This is a genomic window from Veillonella sp. ZSJB6 (assembly GCF_051549505.1).
GTDB lineage: Bacteria > Bacillota > Negativicutes > Veillonellales > Veillonellaceae > Veillonella.
Genome location: NZ_JBPUGE010000003.1, coordinates 13,714 through 31,391 on the forward strand (window position 1 = coordinate 13,714; position 17,678 = coordinate 31,391).

At 43.1% G+C, this 17,678-nt stretch carries 12 protein-coding genes and 1 pseudogene; 12 read left to right on the forward strand and 1 reads right to left on the reverse strand.

The window, feature by feature from the left end; genetic code table 11:
- The first annotated feature begins 56 nt into the window (after positions 1–56).
- The 12 genes and pseudogenes from ACSV5T_RS04565 (at position 57) to ACSV5T_RS04620 (ending at position 16,861) form a co-directional block, all read left to right on the forward strand.
- Positions 57–2,042 (forward strand): TonB-dependent receptor plug domain-containing protein, encoded by a 1,986-nt coding sequence (locus ACSV5T_RS04565; RefSeq protein WP_438320390.1) that lies wholly within the window; start codon positions 57–59, stop codon positions 2,040–2,042.
- Positions 2,043–2,084: 42 nt separating this feature from the next.
- Positions 2,085–3,038, forward strand: a complete 954-nt coding sequence (locus tag ACSV5T_RS04570; RefSeq protein ID WP_024065064.1) for an ABC transporter substrate-binding protein — start codon at positions 2,085–2,087, stop codon at positions 3,036–3,038.
- Positions 3,031–4,068, forward strand: a complete 1,038-nt coding sequence (locus tag ACSV5T_RS04575; RefSeq protein ID WP_024065065.1) for a FecCD family ABC transporter permease — start codon at positions 3,031–3,033, stop codon at positions 4,066–4,068. Before ACSV5T_RS04570 ends, ACSV5T_RS04575 begins: the two co-directional genes overlap by 8 nt.
- Positions 4,069–4,127: 59 nt before the next feature.
- Positions 4,128–4,913: pseudogene (locus ACSV5T_RS04580) on the forward strand (ABC transporter ATP-binding protein); the annotation flags it as partial.
- A gap of 195 nt (positions 4,914–5,108) precedes the next feature.
- On the forward strand, positions 5,109–6,038 hold the full coding sequence (locus ACSV5T_RS04585) for an ATP-binding protein (RefSeq protein WP_438320391.1): 930 nt from the start codon (positions 5,109–5,111) through the stop codon (positions 6,036–6,038).
- A 2-nt stretch (positions 6,039–6,040) separates the two neighbouring features.
- On the forward strand, positions 6,041–8,113 hold the full coding sequence (locus tag ACSV5T_RS04590; protein ID WP_438320392.1) for a VWA domain-containing protein: 2,073 nt from the start codon (positions 6,041–6,043) through the stop codon (positions 8,111–8,113).
- A gap of 3 nt (positions 8,114–8,116) precedes the next feature.
- Positions 8,117–11,740: a cobaltochelatase subunit CobN gene (cobN, locus tag ACSV5T_RS04595; protein ID WP_438320393.1), complete on the forward strand. Its 3,624-nt coding sequence runs from the start codon at positions 8,117–8,119 to the stop codon at positions 11,738–11,740.
- Between the two features lies 1 nt (position 11,741).
- On the forward strand, positions 11,742–12,653 hold the full coding sequence (locus tag ACSV5T_RS04600) for an ABC transporter substrate-binding protein (protein WP_438320394.1): 912 nt from the start codon (positions 11,742–11,744) through the stop codon (positions 12,651–12,653).
- Positions 12,654–12,675: 22 nt separating this feature from the next.
- Positions 12,676–14,544, forward strand: coding sequence for a TonB-dependent receptor plug domain-containing protein (locus ACSV5T_RS04605; protein ID WP_156719327.1), 1,869 nt, complete (start codon positions 12,676–12,678; stop codon positions 14,542–14,544).
- Between the two features lie 324 nt (positions 14,545–14,868).
- Positions 14,869–16,185, forward strand: a complete 1,317-nt coding sequence (locus tag ACSV5T_RS04610) for a pyridoxal phosphate-dependent aminotransferase (RefSeq protein ID WP_438320395.1) — start codon at positions 14,869–14,871, stop codon at positions 16,183–16,185.
- A 123-nt stretch (positions 16,186–16,308) separates the two neighbouring features.
- Entirely contained in the window at positions 16,309–16,587 is a 279-nt protein-coding gene (locus tag ACSV5T_RS04615) for a type II toxin-antitoxin system Phd/YefM family antitoxin (protein ID WP_005387370.1), read from the forward strand.
- On the forward strand, positions 16,571–16,861 hold the full coding sequence (locus ACSV5T_RS04620) for a type II toxin-antitoxin system RelE/ParE family toxin (RefSeq protein ID WP_438320396.1): 291 nt from the start codon (positions 16,571–16,573) through the stop codon (positions 16,859–16,861). The genes ACSV5T_RS04615 and ACSV5T_RS04620 overlap by 17 nt, the downstream gene beginning before the upstream one ends.
- A 102-nt stretch (positions 16,862–16,963) precedes the next feature.
- Here the strand turns inward: ACSV5T_RS04620 and ACSV5T_RS04625 are convergent, their stop codons facing one another.
- Positions 16,964–17,434, reverse strand: coding sequence for an ArsR/SmtB family transcription factor (locus ACSV5T_RS04625; protein WP_438320397.1), 471 nt, complete (start codon positions 17,432–17,434; stop codon positions 16,964–16,966).
- Positions 17,435–17,678: the final 244 nt, after the last annotated feature.

Here is a 17,678-nt window from a genome sequence, read left to right on the forward strand (position 1 = left end):
ATAATACAATTATGTGGTTTATATGAAAGTATATGTGTATAAGTGAGGTATTGGTTATGAAAACACAAAGTAAGAGACGTACTTCTATACTTGTTGGGGTGGCATTGATGGGCTTATCCGTGAATGGATATGCAGCAGAAGTTTCTGCGACACCAGATCGCACAGGTGTAACGGCGGCTACTGAAGCTAGTGGAGCTACTGAAACCCATACTATTAACGTAACTGCGAATCGCATGGCATTGCTTGATTTGGATACGCCAGCAGCGATGGATGTTATTACCCAAAAGGACTTGGTCAATAGCGGTGCTAAAAATGCCTTTGATGCGGTGAATATGGTACCTGGTGTGACCTCCTTCTCCTATGGTGCATCGGGCCTTGAGTATGGTGCTATGGATAGCCGTGTAAATATTCGTGGCCTTGAACGGGGTTCTTTAGTCCTCGTAAATGGTGTGCCTATGAACCTTAATGGTAAGGGGGGCCTCAGCTCGATTCCAACAGGATCCATTGAGCGCGTTGAGGTGCTTAAAGGCGCCGCATCTGCTCTATATGGCTCTGATGCGATGAGCGGTGTTATTAATGTCATTACGAAAACCCCAACTAAAGAAGGCGGTTCAGCTACGGTAGGCTTTGGTAACATGGGGAGCCAAACCTATAAACTCAGCTATGGTACACCGCGATTCTTAATTGGTGTGGAACGTAACTTCTTTGGTGCTCAAGACCCAGAAACACCTATTCGCTCAGATATTGGCGGCTATGCTAGAGGCTATGAATATTACACAGCTCGTGATAAGGGCAACTCCTTAGGTGTATTTATGAGCGGTAAATTGAACGATAAGTTGACCTTGAACTATAGCCGTTTTGAAGGTAACTCCTCCTTTGCACAGTTGAGTACGGAAACAAATCCTATCAAGCAAAAGCTCCACTCTACAACATATGCTTATCATGATACAAAAAATAACGTGTCCTTAATCTATAAGGATCGTAATACGACAGGTACACTATTCTATAATGATAGAGATTTGTATGGTAAAAGTCGCGTACACAGTAAAAAAGTATATACTGTGAGCGATAACAACTATATTGCACGCCAATATGGTTTTGATGTGCAACATGAATGGGATTTCCGGGATGGTAAAGATTACTTAATTGCCGGTATTCTTGGTAAACGTGAAACCTATAAGACTACTGCTGGTCCGTACTATGGCAACCCACATCGCAATAGCTTGGCCTTTTATGGTACCTATTCCCGTCAATTTAATCCAAAATGGACTGGTATTTTAGGTTTGCGTTATTCCGATATTAAGGATCCTGTGAGAAATCAAAAGGTATTGACGCCGCAGTTCCAATTGCAACATCGCATCAACAAGGAATCGTCCATGTATATGAATGTTGGCAAAGCATTTAGAATGCCGAACCTTAGTGATACTTTCAAGAAAATCAACAAAGGCTATGCCTCTGTTAGTGGACGTAACTTGAAACCTGAAGAAGGTTGGAACTATGAATTGGGCTACAAGCATATTACCGACAAGGATAGTTGGAAGGTAGCCGCATTCTATATGGACTTTAAGAACTTCTTCTCTTGGAAGCCAGATAGCAACGGTAAGAATACAATCCGTGTAAATGGTGGCCGTTATAGAAATGTGGGCATTGAAGCTCAGTATGGCCGCAAATTAACGGATCATTTGAAAATGACTGTTGGTGCATCGTACTCCAACCCTAAACAACGGGAAATCGATAAAACCTATTGGAAACAAGCTAACCCTAAATTGCAGTTTACAGGGGGCCTTCACTATAACAGCTCGACTTGGACTGCCGGCACTAGCATCAACTTTGTTACAAAACGGATGAAGAACCGCGATGGCGGTACCAATCCAAATCTTGTAGCTTGGAATGCCTATGTAGGGTATCAATTTAATGAAAACTCTTCCTTACGCCTCGATGCGCGTAACTTGTTGAATCGTCACAATGTTATCTCTAATGGTGATTGGGAATACTGGGATGAACCATTCAACTATCAATTAAGCTACACTCAAAAATTCTAGTAGTTATTTACTTTTTCGTAGAACAATACAAGGAGTATCACCATGAATAAGAAGACCAATCTCCTCATATGCTTGATGATACTTCTTTGTATATGTATAGCAGGTTGTGGTTTTCAACCTAGAGAATCCGTCACAAGTCCTATGCGTTATGTTGAAAGCTATGATGGTGTCAGCGTAGGTGTTCCTGAGCATCCAGAGCGTGTTTTAGCATTATCTTCCGCAGCAGATACGATTTTATTAGGACTTATAGAGCCCAATCGCCTGGTGGGTATTAATAAATTATCTACCTATGAGGAGTATTCCTTGGAAGCAAAGCGAGCTAAACTCGTAAAACCGGTGTTGGGTTCCTATCCATTGGAGAAAGTTATAGCCTTGAAACCAGATCTCGTCATCGCTCCAGATTACACGAGTGCAGATGTTATTGACGGTTTGCGCCACATGGGTATACCTACTGTTGTAGTACCGACACCGTCTACGGTAGAGGAAGTCATTCATAATATAACGGATATTGCGCATGTGGTTGGGGAGGATGAAAAGGGTCAATTGTATACCCAGAAGATTCGTCGTGAATTAGATGAGATGAAACGGCTAGGGGCCTCTATTCCTGTAGAACAGCGTAAAAGTGTACTCTTTGTATCCTCCATGGATGGTTATACAGGAACAGGTAGTTTGTTTGATGATATGTGTAAGTATATGAGTATCTACAATGCACCTGATCTTTTAGGATTACCGCCACGGACGCCCTTTGGGGATGAACGGGTCATAGCGATGGAACCAGATTATATTTTTATTCCCTCCTATAAGGGAATGGATAAGACATTAGCCAGTCGATATTTAGATAATCCCGCATTTCAGAATTTGTCAGCTGTACGGGAAAACAGAGTTAAACCCTTGCCAGCAGCATACCTATATACAATGAATCAGCATATTGGTGAAGCCATGCTAGCCATTATGCATACTGTGTATCCTCAGTTAGAAAGGAATTCTCATGACTAAACAGAAACAACGTATCATGGCAATTGCCATAATTGGGGTATTGCTGTGTATTGTGAGTCTATTGGCACTACACCTAGGAACGATTATGATTCCTATCGGTGGGGGCATACAAAGCATTTTAAATGGTATGGGAATACCTGTACACTTCACAGAGCCTATTACAGCTGAACAAGAGGCGGTATTGTGGTTTATCCGTATGCCACGCCTTATCATAGGTTTACTCGTAGGTGGTGCCTTGGCACTCGCTGGTGCGGTTATGCAAGGGGTGTTCTCAAACCCACTAGCGGATCCAGGTATTATGGGCGTATCTGCAGGTGCATCGCTTGGTGCCGTTATTGCTATTGCGCTCGGCTTTACATCCCTAGGGATGTTTTATATGCCTGCCTTTGCTTTCGTAGGGGCCTTTGTATCAGTTGGTATTACCATTCTTTTGACTTTGCGTAATAACAAGCTAGATACGACAACCTTATTGTTAGCAGGCGTAGCTGTGAGCATGTTATTAGGGGCTTTTACCTCCGGTATCTTGACGATGATCAATGAATATCGTTTGCGCGAATTCCTATTCTGGATGGTAGGGGGCCTCGATTTCCGTCGTTGGGACCATGTTCTATTGGCGGTTGGACCTATCATGACAGGCAGTGTTATTTTAATGATGCTTGGGCGCCATTTAAATGTACTCGTTCTCGGCGACACAGAGGCGCGCGCTCTAGGTGTGCCTGTAATGGTGTATCGCATGTTATTCCTATTCTTATCATCCGTCATTACTGCTACCGCTGTATGCGTCAGCGGTTCTATCGGATTCGTAGGGCTTGTGGTGCCACATATTGTACGTCTCTTAGTAGGACCAGATCATCGCATATTATTGCCTATGGCCGCCATTGGTGGTGCGCTATTCCTCGTATTCTGCGATACCTTAGGACGTGTCGTAGCACAACCAGTAGAAATTCGCGTAGGTATTATGACGGCTCTCTTAGGGGCACCGTATTTCTTATATTTACTTCATCGCTTGCGCAGTAAAGGAGGGGCCTAATGAAATTAGATGTTCAATCTTTATCCGTTACATTAGGGGAAAACCCGATTCTAAAGGATGCGTCCTTCTCTATTGATAGTGGTGAATTCGTCGGTATTATCGGGCCTAATGGTTCTGGTAAAACGACGTTATTAAAAACCTTGCGTGGCCTTTATCCTATATCTGAGGGACAGGTTTTGTGGGATGGTAAAAGTATCGCCTCTTTGAGCGACAAGGAAATTGCTCATCATGTGGCGTACATGCAGCAATCTGTCAATGTGTCCTTTGACTATGAAGCCATCGATATTGTAATGACAGCTCGTTATCCTTATTTGAAATGGTGGCAACAAGAAGGCCCAGACGATAAGGCTATCGTAGAAAAGGCCATGAAAGAGGTAGGTGTGTATCACCTGCGCAATCGATCTGTACAAAACCTTAGTGGTGGTGAGCGTCAACGGGTATTCCTAGCAAAGGCGTTGGCACAACAAACAGAGGTGCTCTTATTAGATGAACCAACAGCGGCTCTCGATTTAGTTTACGCCGATGATATCTTCCATGAAGGTCGTAGATTATGCGACGAAGGTAAAACGATTCTAATCGTTGTTCACGATTTAGAATTGGCTGCTAAATATTGTACCAAGCTCGTCCTAGTTAGCGATGGTCATATCATTGACGTAGGTACGCCGAGAGAGGTGCTGACGGCAGAAAACTTGCGTGCTGCATTCCATCTATCTGCAGCGGTTTACGATGATCCGTACTTCAAACAACAGCGTATCTTTGTATTCCCTAAGGGCACTACAAGCATTGATGAGTTCAAGCAAACCAATGCGAGTACGGACATATCTTTTGATCCTAATCTAAAATAGTTAAATAGGATTATGGATACTTAGCAGCTGGTTCGTAGCATCTCATCATGTGTTACTAACTGATTGTGAATTACTTATTTTTCATGAGTTACTAATTTAGTTACTAACTTATTATGAATTACTGATTTACTATGAATTACTAATTTATTATGTCTGTCGGCAGTTTACATTGCAATTCTGAGTGAGGTTAGCCTTATGTTATATCCATTTACTGCGATTGTTGGTCAAGATGAAATGAAATCGGCCCTTTTGCTCAATGCCATCAATCCATCCATTGGCGGTGTGTTGATCGAAGGTGAAAAGGGCACTGCTAAATCGACGGCTGTACGAGCGTTGGCAAATCTGTTACCTCCTATGGAAATAGGCTCATCTGCCATGACCGTTGTAGAACTGCCTATCAATGCCACGGAAGACCGAGTGGTGGGATCTATTAACTTGGAAAAGGCTTTACAAGAGGGGGTAAAAGCCTTTGAACCAGGCATTTTACATGCTGCACATCAAAATATTCTCTATGTAGATGAGGTAAATCTATTAGATGATCATATTGTAGATATTTTGCTCGACGTAGCAGCCATGGGCGTCAATACAGTTGAGCGTGAAGGGGTGAGTCATTCCCATCCATCTCGTTTCATCCTTGTAGGAACGATGAATCCAGAAGAGGGAGATCTTAGACCTCAATTGTTAGACCGTTTCGGCTTATCCGTTATGGTTTATGGGGAGCATGACCCAGCACAGCGTATGGAGGTTATCAAGCGTCGCCTTGCTTTTGGAGATGACCCAAAAGGCTTTATCGCATCCTATAAAGATTTGGAACTAGCATTACACGAACGCTTGTTACAAGCCCGCCAATTATTGCCAAGCGTCATCCCTTCAGATGATGTATTGCTAAAGATTGCGAGCATCAGCATCGGTGTCGGCGTTGATGGTCATCGCCCAGATATTACGATGATGCACACCGCTCGAGCTCATGCCGCCTTTCAGGGGCGCAATCAAATTATAGATGAAGACCTCAAGGTAGCTGCCCGCTTAGCCTTGAAACACCGTTTGCGTCGATTGCCCTTTGAAGAGCAAGGTCATGATGAAGATCGCATTGATGCAGTGGTAACTGCAGTGCTCGAGGGCTAACCATGGATACATCTGTACAAGAGGCCCTCAAAATCGGCCTTGTAAATGACCAGATTCATACCATTGTTATTTCTGGTGGTACTGGTGTTGGTAAAAGTTATATCCTTCGCCAGTACCTCGAGAAATGGCAAATTCCCTATCGTTTAATACCTGTTTATGTAGATAACTCACAGTTACAAGAGTCTATCGATTTTGAGGCTTCTCTAGAACAGGGCAAGATGGTAATGTCCTCCGGTTTATTAGATGACACTAGCACGCGTTGTTGGGTTGTCGATGATGGACATGTGTTATCACCAGAGGTGCGACATGCACTACTGGTCGAGGCCAAGCGTCGCCAAATCTTGCTGATCATGACCATCAATCATGAGGATCAAACCCTAGATGATGCGGAGTGGGAACTCGTAGATGTGCATGTATCGATGGAGACGCCTTCTCTAGAGTCTCGTATCGTAGTATTGCAACAACATAGAGAAGAAATTCAATGTATTGATATATCCACATTTGGTGGTAATCAAACAAACCTAGATGATGGGCCATCTGAGGTGGAATCTAAGTCAATAGACATTCCTTCATCTGAGGATATAGGTTCTCTCATAGCAAATAAGAGTGTTCAAGCTGTAGCTGTTCCTGATGCCATGCTTTCACTGGCTATATCCTACGCATTACAAGCAAGAACTGTAGGTCATGGGGCTGAATATATATTGTTACAAGTCATGAAGTCGCTCGCTGTTCTTGAGGGCAGTTCGTACTGTAAACCATTTCATGCTGAACAGGCAGTGCTCTACGTACTACCACATCGTATGAAGCGTAATGATGACTCTGAGTCGGAATCCTCACAAGGGGATTGTATGGCTGATAATAATAAACAAGAACAGAATGACTCCAATGATGCTATAACGGCAGCTGATTCGGATAGCGCTAAGGATTCTAATGATAGTGACGCCGATGATGTGCAATCGGAACAACGTGAATCGGCAGATTGCAATAACGATATGGACGGGACAGAGGATGAACTGTCTGATCAAGAAGATTCTAGTAGCTCTGACCAAGAAGACTCTGGTAGGTCTGATCAAGAGGAATCAAGTGATACTAATGACTCTGACTCCATATCCCAGGGGCCGAATCATCCGTTGAATGCTGATAGCAATGAGGCTGACGGGATATCCGCTTTAGGATTGCCAGATATGGTGGCTAAAATTGCAAATAAGATGTTTCAGTGGAAATTGGAATCATCTAAGACGGTGGACAGACAATACCGCAAGGGTTCAGGGCGCCGCCTCATGACAAAAACGAAGGATACGAGGGGGCGCATGATTCGAGCTTATCAGGACGAGCATGCTCTAGAGGACTTGGCCTTAGTAGACACATTACGAGCAGCGGCGCCGTATCAACGGTTGCGGATTGCTGTTAAAGTAAAACAACTACAACAATCTGCTCAGCTACAGCAGGAGAGCCGTCAAGACGATAAGGGATTATCAATTCTGGTGAAGCCCCAGGATTACCGCCGAAAAGCACGGGAAAAACGGATCGGTGCCTACCAGCTTTTTGTAGTCGATGCTAGTGGCTCCATGTCAGCTCGCCATCGTATGGAGGCCACAAAGGCTGCTGTTTTAAGCTTGTTACGAGATTCTTATATTCATCGTGATTCAGTGGGGCTCATTGCATTTCGCAAGGAATCTGCAGAGGTATTATTACCCTTCACGCGCAGTGTAGAGCGGGCCGAGAGATTATTGGCAACATTGCCAACAGGAGGTAAAACGCCATTGGCGCAAGGTTTACGTACGGCCTATACCATGTGTGATAGACTCTTACGCAAGCATTCAGCGGAGCGTATACAGATAATTTGTATTACCGATGGTCGTGCTACGTCGGGGGATTCAGAGGAACCTGTAGCAGAGGCCAAACAATGGGCTCGTATTTTAGGCACCTTGCCGGTAGACTGTATCGTTATCGACACAGAAACGGGCTTTATCAAGCTAGGATTAGCTAAGAAATTATGTCAATTGATGAATGGCAGTTATTATGCCATGGATACTATTTCGGCAGAACGTATTTTGCGGGTATCGCGGAGGTAAATCATGAGTCGTCTCATGTATATTTCTAATTTAGGAAAACAAATCCAATATATAGAAAAGGCTGTCGCTACCTATCCAGAGCTTTTACAAGGGGAGGTAGACGTTTGCAACATGAAAAAACCGCCTCTCTGGGATGGGGATTTTGAAAGCCGCCTTCGCGCTGCTGATGTAGTTCTCGTGACGAATATGGGGGTGGGCTTAGATTCACCATTCTTGGAACGTCTGGAGCGGTGGCTATATGCGCATCATCCTAAATACTGGATCGATGTGGTAGAGCCTAAGAAAACAGATATTCTCTATCGTAACTTAGATGAGGAACAGCGAGTTCGTCTTGAAAGTTACCGCCGCACTAGTGGTGTCATGAACTATGTGCGCTTGATCAATGGTGCTTTCAGCACGAAACCTGTCTCTGAATGGGAGGAGCCAGATCATATTCCGTGGCAGGCCATCATGGGACGAGCAGGCAATATCTACGAAACCTATGATGAGTTCATGGAGGCCGAAGGGCATCGCGAATGGCCATCCATAGCGGTATATTTTTACCGTGACGAGTGGGTCATGGGGGATATTGAGTATCAGCAAGCCCTGTTTGAAGAGATTTATAAACATCAGTACAACCCAATTATTTTTTACGGACAGTATGGCTCGAATCCTCGCGTAGGTATTCCGAATATGAAGCTGTCCATGAACCATCTCTTTGGAAAGGATGTATTTCCCTTTGATGTGCTCATCAACACATGTAAATTCTCCTTCCAGTCCTTAGGGGCTCAAACCTTGGAGGAGTTAAAGTTACAGGGTGTTCCTATCGTTCAAGGCTACACCATATACATGGATGAACAGTCCTGGGCGGCAGATCCACAAGGTGTGACGCCTTTAGATGTGAACCTATCTATTTCACAACCTGAGCTAGATGGCGTTATCCACGGTGGGGTCGTTGCTTGTCAGACCTTTGATGAGCAGGGCCACTATATGTACTTGCCTGTGAAAGAACGCATCGGTGCTGTGGTGCAGCGTGCTATTAAGTGGTCTAAGCTGCGTCACATTCCAGTATCGGAACGAAGGGTAGCCATTATATTGCATAACTATCCGCCGAAGAATTCCAACATTGGGTCCGCTGCAGGTCTTGATACGCCTGAGTCGGTGCTACGATTGTTGCGTCAAATGCAAGAGGAAGGATATTCAATCGATAGTGTACCGGAAACGAGTGCAGCTTTGATGGATATGGTGACCTCTCATATGACGAATGACCGTTCCATGCTCACCGATGAATTACTAGGCTCTGCAGAAGGCCGCATGAGTAGCGATGATTACAAAGCATACTTTGCTACACTGCCAGAGGATACGCAGGCGGCGATGGTCAAGTCTTGGGGCGAGGCTCCAGGGGATGTATTCGTTTATGATGATGAAGTTATCATCCCTGGGTTTTCCAATGGCAATTTATGGATTACGGTACAGCCGCCTCGTGGCTTTGGGGAAAATGTATCTGCTATTTACCATGATCCCTGTTTACCACCTCCGCATCAATATCTAGCCTTTTACCATTGGGTACGAACTGTCTTTGAAGCAGATGCGGTCATTCATGTCGGTACCCATGGGTCTCTAGAATGGTTACCTGGTAAGGGGGCTGGCCTCAGTGCTAGTTGCTATCCAGAAATTGGTATTTCTAGCTTGCCTAATATTTATCCTTATTGGACAACCATTATAGGGGAAGGTATTCAAGCGAAGCGGCGTAGTTCAGCCTGCTTAGTGGGGCACTTGTCGCCGCCGATGACGACGGCGGGTCTCTACGATGAGTTTGAAGAACTAGAAGCCTTGCTCGATGAACATAGTCATTTTGAGCAAGAACACCGTGAAAGTGTATCAGATATAGAGGACGTAATCAGGGAGAAAGCCATCTCCTGTCATCTTATTGAAGAAGACCGGAGTGCCACCATGGCAGTAGGTGATATGATTACAGAGGTTCACGAAAAGCTGAGTGACTTAAAGCATATGCAGATGCGCAATGGTTTGCATATCTTAGGCCAAGGACCTGAGGGGATAGACTTAGAAGAATTTATTACAGCTATTATCCGAAACCCTCAAGGTGAGATGGCATCGGGCCTTGCTGTTATAGCAGAGGAACTGGGCTACGATTGGTCCTATGTTGAGGAACATACTGGAGAAACTGATAAGGATGGTACACGATACAGTGTTATTATCGACCGCATATGGGATGAGTTGCGTAGCTTTGTAAGCTATGTAGTCAATACGCCAGATTACTCCGTATCTGAACGGTTAGAACCGTTGGCAAAGGCTATCGTTCAAGAGTATATTCCTAAGTTAGGAGCTACGAAGAACGAGCTTGTTTCTATTTCTAGAGCCCTACAAGGGCAGTATGTAGAGCCTGGACCTGGGGGTGCACCTTCGAGTGGTCAAGTTGATGTACTGTCTACAGGACGTAACTTCTATAGTTTAGATGAACGGGCTTTACCTACAAAGGTCGCCTATCAATTAGGCATAGAGCTAGCAGATCAAGTCATTGCTGATTATATTCTAAATGAGCAACGCTATCCTGAGACAGTGGGTATCATTCTATGGGCTACAAGTAACTCTAGAAGTCATGGTCAATGTTTAGGTGAGTTTCTATACTTGCTAGGGATTCGGCCTAAATGGCAATCGGGCGGTCGCGTGTCAGGTTTAGAAGTGATTCCTTTAGAGGAATTGCAGCGCCCTCGCATCGATGTGATGGGCCGCATCAGTGGCCTCATTCGAGATATGATGCCTACTGCTATCGGCTGGCTCGACAAAGCCGTTGAAATGGTGGCAGAATTAGATGAGTCGTTGGAAGACAACTACGTTAAAAAGCATATTCATGATGATGTAGATTGGCTCGTTGGACAAGGTGAGGACCCTCTATTGGCTACTAAAAAGGCTAGACTCCGCATCTTTGGCGATCCGCCCCAAGCTTATGGCACGGGTGTAGGTGCCTTGATTGAAGGAAAAAACTGGGAGTCTTTCAAAGACATTGCCCAAGTGTACAGCCAGTGGAGTAGCTTTCACTTACATAAGGACATTCCTCAGGATATGAGGCTGTTCCAGCGCCGATTAACTACGATGGATGTGACTATTAAGAATGAAGATAATCGGGAAACGCACATTATGAGCGCCGACGATTATTATAGCTATCACGGTGGTCTCATTGCAGCGGTGCGTACCGCAAAGGGTAGTGCACCACGGGCTTATGTGGGTGATAGCTCGGATCGCAGCCGTGTAGTGATGCGCTCCTTAGGTGACGAAATTCGTCGCGTTGTACAAGGGGAAACGCAGAATCCTAAATTTATCGAAGCCATGATGAAGCATGGATATAAAGGGGCTTCAGATATGTCAAATGTGGTTTCCCACACCTTTGGATGGGATGCTACGAGTGATGTTATACCAGATTGGATCTACGAAGGGTATGCTAATAAGTACGCCTTAGACAAAGTAGTACAAGATTGGATGCGCCAAGTAAACCCTTGGGCTTTGCAACGTATTACAGAAATCTTGCTAGAAGCCTCTCAACGTGGTTACTGGGATGCATCACAAGAAATGATTCAAGAGTTACAGTCGTTATATATTTCCATAGAAGGTGTTATAGAAGGTCGTTAGTATGAAGCAAAGAATTTCTATTATTTGTACCATCGTCATGATGGTACTACTAGTGGTCGGTTGTGGACCTACACAGACGGGCACGACGGGGACCACACATCAAGTTACAGATGGGACAGGCACAGTTGTTACGGTGGCTAATGAGCCAAAGCGTATCGTGCCTATTGGAACGAGTACGGAGGATATTGTGTTATCCTTGGTGGACCCAAGTCGAGTGGCAGCGATTGGTACATTGCCAAATAATGTGCCTGATGCGGCTAGCAAGGTAGAAAAACATGTGAAAGCCTCTGCAGAGTCCTTATTATCTGTACAACCTGATCTGGTATTAATTCCAAACTGGATGTCTCCTGACGCGATTGGAGAAATGCCAAATATGCAAATTCCAGTGTATGTGTACAAGACGCCAACTACGGTTGAAGAAGCAAAAGCTACTATTCATGAGATTGCAGAGCTCCTACATGCCTCTGATGAATCCATGATTGCTAGCATGGATGCAGACTTGAAAACCGTTGAGGATTTAGCCAATAAGCATACAGGACCTCGTCCTGTGGTGGCTTTTTACTCGCAATTTGGCCTAAATGGTGGCAAGGGGTCAACCTTTGATGATATGTGTAAGTATATGAAGGTGACTAATGCGGCTGCTGAATTGGGTCTTGGTGCCTATGACAATGGGACGCGTGAGGATTTGATTCGCATGAACCCCGACGTGATTATCATCCCATCAGCGTCCTATACTTCTGATGGCTATAAGCCTGCATCGGCAGATCAGCTTTATTCAGATCCTGCTCTTCAAGGTGTCAAAGCTATCGCTAACCATCGTGTGTTTCTCGTAGATTCTGCACAGATCATGAGTTATTCCCAATTTATGACCCGTGCAATGGTATCTATGACACAATATATATATAGTATGTGATTTATGTGTGTGGAGGTTTTTTATGAAAGTATCCAAAATGAAACGATTATCCATGTATGTAGGGTTAGCCCTGGTATTTGGTAGTACATTGAGTGTAACCCAAGTATTAGCGGCTGATGCAGGTGATGCGAAGGAAACGCATACCATTGTTGTTACTGCAACACGTAGTGAACAACAACTTTCAGAGGTACCAGCTAGCGTAGGCGTAGTAACAGGGGACGATATCCGTGAACGTCATGCTACAACAATGAACGAAGCCTTGAATATCGTACCAGGCGTAGATATCAATACATACGGTGGTGGCGTAGGTTACACAAATTCTAATGCATTTCGTATCAATGGTTCTGACCAAGTATTGTACTTGGTAGACGGTATCAATATGGGGGCCGCTGGTGTGAATCCGCCAATGACAATATTGAAAGATATGTCTGGCATTGACCGCGTAGAAGTACAACGTGGTGCAGGTTCTACATTGTATGGTTCCGGTGCCATCGGTGGTGTGGTTAACGTGATCACTGCAAAACCTGAGCCAGGCGTTCAAACTAAGTTACGCGTGATGGGCGGTAGCAATGATTTAGAGCAATACGCAATTACCAACGAAGGTAGCAAAAATAATTGGTACTGGCGTGTAGGCGCACAAAAAGATATCATCGGTTCCTATAAAGACGGCCATGGTGTACGTATTCCTCAACATGGTAACAGCCATAATGCATCCTTCATGGTAGGTAATAAAATCAATGATAAAAACGATGTAAAAATTTCCTACGATACATACCGTGGACATGTAATGTACTCTGACCATTTAGGTGCTTTAAACCACATCCGTTATGGTCATGAAGCAAATGATTCCTTACGTGCTATTTGGAATAACAAAATTAGCAATCGTTGGAGCCATCAATTCTATGTGATGAATAATCACTATAAAACAGAATATGATCATTACCCAACAGATGTAAAAACTCGCGGTATCGGTGATCAAGTAACATACAAAGCTAAAGACCATACGGTAGTAGGTGGTTTCGATTGGCGTCAAGATAAAGTGGTTAACATGGGCGGTGTAAAACTAACAAACGCATCTTACTATATCCAAGATGAATGGAAATTTGCGCCTAAATGGACTGTAACACCTGGTATCCGCATTGACCATCACTCTTCCTTCGGTACACATACATCTCCATCTATCAGCCTTGGCTATGATGTAAATGCAAAAACAAATGTGTATGCTGCGTATAAAGAGTACTTCTTGGCTCCTACACCATACCAATTGTTCGATGGTTTTAACGGGAACCGCGATTTGAAACCTGAAACAGGTCGTGAGTTTGACCTTGGTGTACACCATAAATTCGGTAAAACTTGGAACAGTAACCTTAGCTTCTTCAGCCGTCATACGAAGGATAGAATCGGTTGGGTTATGACAAATCCTGCAGCTTTCACAGGCCAATATCGCAATTTCGATACTGAAAAAGCGTATGGCATCAATGCAGACGTACGCAAACAATTGACTAATCATTTATCTGCCCGTCTTGGCTATACATATACTCATATCGATGCAACACCAACGCGCAAGGCTAACCGCGATGGTTATGTGCCTAAACATGCTGTTAATGCTGGTCTTGACTACAACGATGCTAAATGGGATGCTCACTTGGATATTCGCGGCGTCATCGATCGTCCTGGTACTGCTGCTAATGTATTCCCTCGCAAAACATACTGGTTGGCTGACATCAGCGCTAACTACCGAGTACGCGAAAATGTAACTGTATTTGGCCGTATCAACAATATCTTTGATACATACTATGCAGAACAATCTAGCGTTCGCTGGGGTAACCCTGGTGACTGGTGGCCAGGTCAAGGTCGTAACTTCCGCTTAGGCCTTGAAGTGACTATCTAATAGTTCTAAATTTAATAAACCTTATGAAAGAGCCTTTAGGGGCTCTTTCATTTTTGCATTAATAATGCATGGTATATTTGTTATATTATGAGACTGGTTTTCACTAATTGATAAGTCAGTCATATGTACATAAGTCTGTATTATAAAACTATAGATTTTCTATAGTAAAAGCACTATAATATTAAGTATCTATATATATCAATATATTAGTACTTTATCTTTGTAAAGAACAGAACTGCGGCTGTATGTAGTGGTTTTGTTACTTTTACAGTTAATATAGCCTCCCTGTTGAGGCAGTTTCTTTTTTAGAGGAGTTGGATCTCAATGAAACAACCAGAATTGTCGCCGTATATGATGGCTCGAAAGCCATCTGGCATTCGCCTAGGACAAATTAAATTCTTGGAACGTAAGAACCCACCAATTTTGGTGAATGGTTCTATTGGTAATGTAATGCGTCCTATGCATCCCGCCATGCAGCGTCGGTTGTTCGATTTGGGCGGTGTGGATAGCCCGTTCCATACAGGCATTGTACCGTATGTACCAACGACAGGTACCGATGAATGCCGCGAAGCATTCCTTCACATTTTGCGCAGCCAAGGTTTTGATACAACAGGCCTTAATGTACTCGTAACTGATGGTGCATCTATGGCGATGGAAATTATCATGCTTGGCGTATGTGGCGGTGCTGGGGAAGAGGAACGCCCTCTTTTAATGTTCAACCCATCTTATACAAACTATGATGCGGTAGGTCTTCGAATCGGCCGTAAAACAGTTACTGTGGAACGTCAACTTAATGAAAACGGCGAATTTGAATTGCCATCCGTTGAAACCGTAGAACAACGTATTATCGATACAAAACCAGGTGCGTTGCTCATCATTCCTTACGATAACCCTACAGGTCAATTATTCAGTAAAGAAACATTGATCGAATATACAAAATTATGTGTTAAACATAATTTGTGGATTATCTCTGACGAAGCCTATCGCGAATTGGCTTACGAAAAAGGTAAGGAAACATCTAGTATTTGGGCGTTAACAGATAAGGATGTGCCTGGTATTGAAGGTCGTCGTATTAGCCTTGAAACAGCTAGTAAGGTATGGAACGCTTGTGGCCTACGCATTGGCGCCATCATTACGGATAACAAATTGTGCTATGAAAAATCTGTAGCCGAATATACAGCGAACCTTAGTGCTAATACATTAGGTCAATATATCTTTGGTGCTTTGGCTCATGAAAGCCATGCAGAGCTTCATAACTGGTATGAACAACAACGCGATTACTACCGTAAGATGATCTTTGAACTTCACGAAGGTTTCAAAGCGGTCGAACCTGATTTCATCGTATCTCGTCCAGAAGCGTCTATTTACTTTGTTATCGACGTACGGAAGGTAGCGAAACCGGGCTTTGATGGTGTAGAATTTGCCTCTTGGTGTGCTGAATACGGTGCTATTAGTCTTGATGATGGTAAAGAATACACACTCCTCATGGCTCCACTCAATGGTTTCTATAGCGGTAAAAAAGGTGAAGATAATCCAGGCAGAACACAATTACGCGTATCCTTCTGTGAAAATCCAGACCTATTGCGCTTGGCACCTGAATTATTATCTAAACTATTCAGAGCCTATGAAGCACAACGATAGAAGAAGTATAATTCTAATATAATAGATGCCCTCCTTTTGGAGGGCATTTTTAGTTGAACTATTGATTGCCATAATATTGTTAGTAAAATTAATAAAATAATGATAGAATTATGATATAAGGAGGTGTATATATTGATTAATATTAGACCTGTATCAGACTTGCGTAATAAATTTCCTGAAGTTGAAGAAACCGTTATTACAACAAATTCGCCTGTATTTTTAACTAAGAATGGATATGGAACTATGGTGTTAATGAGTATTGAACAATATTCAGCATTAACAGATCCTATTGAGTACGCCTTGGATGAAGCTGATTCTGCAGCAAAAGAAAGTAAAATTCGATACTCTGGTGCCGATGTATTTCGTCGCGTAAGGGAGAGAATCGATGGAGCGGAAATATAAACTTACGATTTTACCATTATTTGAAGAGGAGCTTAATCATATTGTTGATTATATAACTTATGTTCTGCATAATAGAGAAGCCGCTCATCAACTAATTACAGATATTGAGGCTGCTATATACACAAGATTAAGTTGTCCAGAATCTTTTGCCGTATATCCGAGTAAGAAACAACGTGAGTATCCATATTATAAAATTATAGTACGTAACTTTTATATCTTTTATGTAGTAATTGAAGATGTAATGGAGGTTCGTCATATTTATTATAATCGGTGAAATTTAAAAATATATTGAATCATAAAAAACAAAAAGAGCTATAATCGCATGTATTATAGCTCTTTTCCTTTTATCCCTAAGTATGGTGAGTAAGGGAGTATTTTATTTCCTGTTTTCATCATGATCGGATCCCTTAGTATTGATTTCGACAGCGAGTTGTTCGCTAAGCACAGAAGTTTCCTCTGTTAGTTCTGTCGTAGGATACGAAGTATCTTCTAAGTTTACCGTTTCTAATAATTTGTCGATATCGTCCGATTGGATGGATACCTCTTTGTTATACCATTCGCCGAACTCAAGGATTACCTTTTCGTTACGACGGAAATAGGTATACTGATCAATCTTACGAGACTCTACAAGTTCTGCATTTTCTAAGATGCTCATAAATGTAGAGATGGAAGATTGAGATACACCACAGCGCTTTTGAATACTCTTAACGCTTACACTGTTAGGGAAATCGATAAGAGTTTTAGTGTGTACTTGTACACCGAATTCTTTCTCTGGGTGCTTTAGCCACAATATAATATCTAACCGATGTGGATTTGATAATGCTTTCAAGATTCTTAACGGGTCCATATGGCCTCCTCTGGTAATTCCAAAATAATGAGTGCCTAACCTTGACCGTGGTCTTGCATTATGCGGTCGTATTATACGCGTGTTGCTCCGTATAGGGTTTTTCCTACTTTTATCATACGCTACTTTCACTGTGAAAGCTAGATAAACTTATAAATTTCACGAATTGATGAATTTTGTTGCACCTGTTGGTAATGAATAGTATGCAATAGTATAAGTATATAATGAGTATATATACATCCTATAG

Coding starts and splice junctions, on each gene's coding strand:
- ACSV5T_RS04565 (WP_438320390.1), top strand. CDS start 57: ATGAAAACACAAAGTAAGAGACGTACTTCTATACTTGTTGGGGTGGCA.
- ACSV5T_RS04620 (WP_438320396.1), top strand. CDS start 16,571: ATGGAGCGGAAATATAAACTTACGATTTTACCATTATTTGAAGAGGAG.
- ACSV5T_RS04570 (WP_024065064.1), top strand. CDS start 2,085: ATGAATAAGAAGACCAATCTCCTCATATGCTTGATGATACTTCTTTGT.
- ACSV5T_RS04585 (WP_438320391.1), top strand. CDS start 5,109: ATGTTATATCCATTTACTGCGATTGTTGGTCAAGATGAAATGAAATCG.
- ACSV5T_RS04610 (WP_438320395.1), top strand. CDS start 14,869: ATGAAACAACCAGAATTGTCGCCGTATATGATGGCTCGAAAGCCATCT.
- ACSV5T_RS04625 (WP_438320397.1), bottom strand. CDS start 17,434: ATGGACCCGTTAAGAATCTTGAAAGCATTATCAAATCCACATCGGTTA.
- cobN (WP_438320393.1), top strand. CDS start 8,117: ATGAGTCGTCTCATGTATATTTCTAATTTAGGAAAACAAATCCAATAT.
- ACSV5T_RS04600 (WP_438320394.1), top strand. CDS start 11,742: ATGAAGCAAAGAATTTCTATTATTTGTACCATCGTCATGATGGTACTA.
- ACSV5T_RS04590 (WP_438320392.1), top strand. CDS start 6,041: ATGGATACATCTGTACAAGAGGCCCTCAAAATCGGCCTTGTAAATGAC.
- ACSV5T_RS04575 (WP_024065065.1), top strand. CDS start 3,031: ATGACTAAACAGAAACAACGTATCATGGCAATTGCCATAATTGGGGTA.
- ACSV5T_RS04605 (WP_156719327.1), top strand. CDS start 12,676: ATGAAAGTATCCAAAATGAAACGATTATCCATGTATGTAGGGTTAGCC.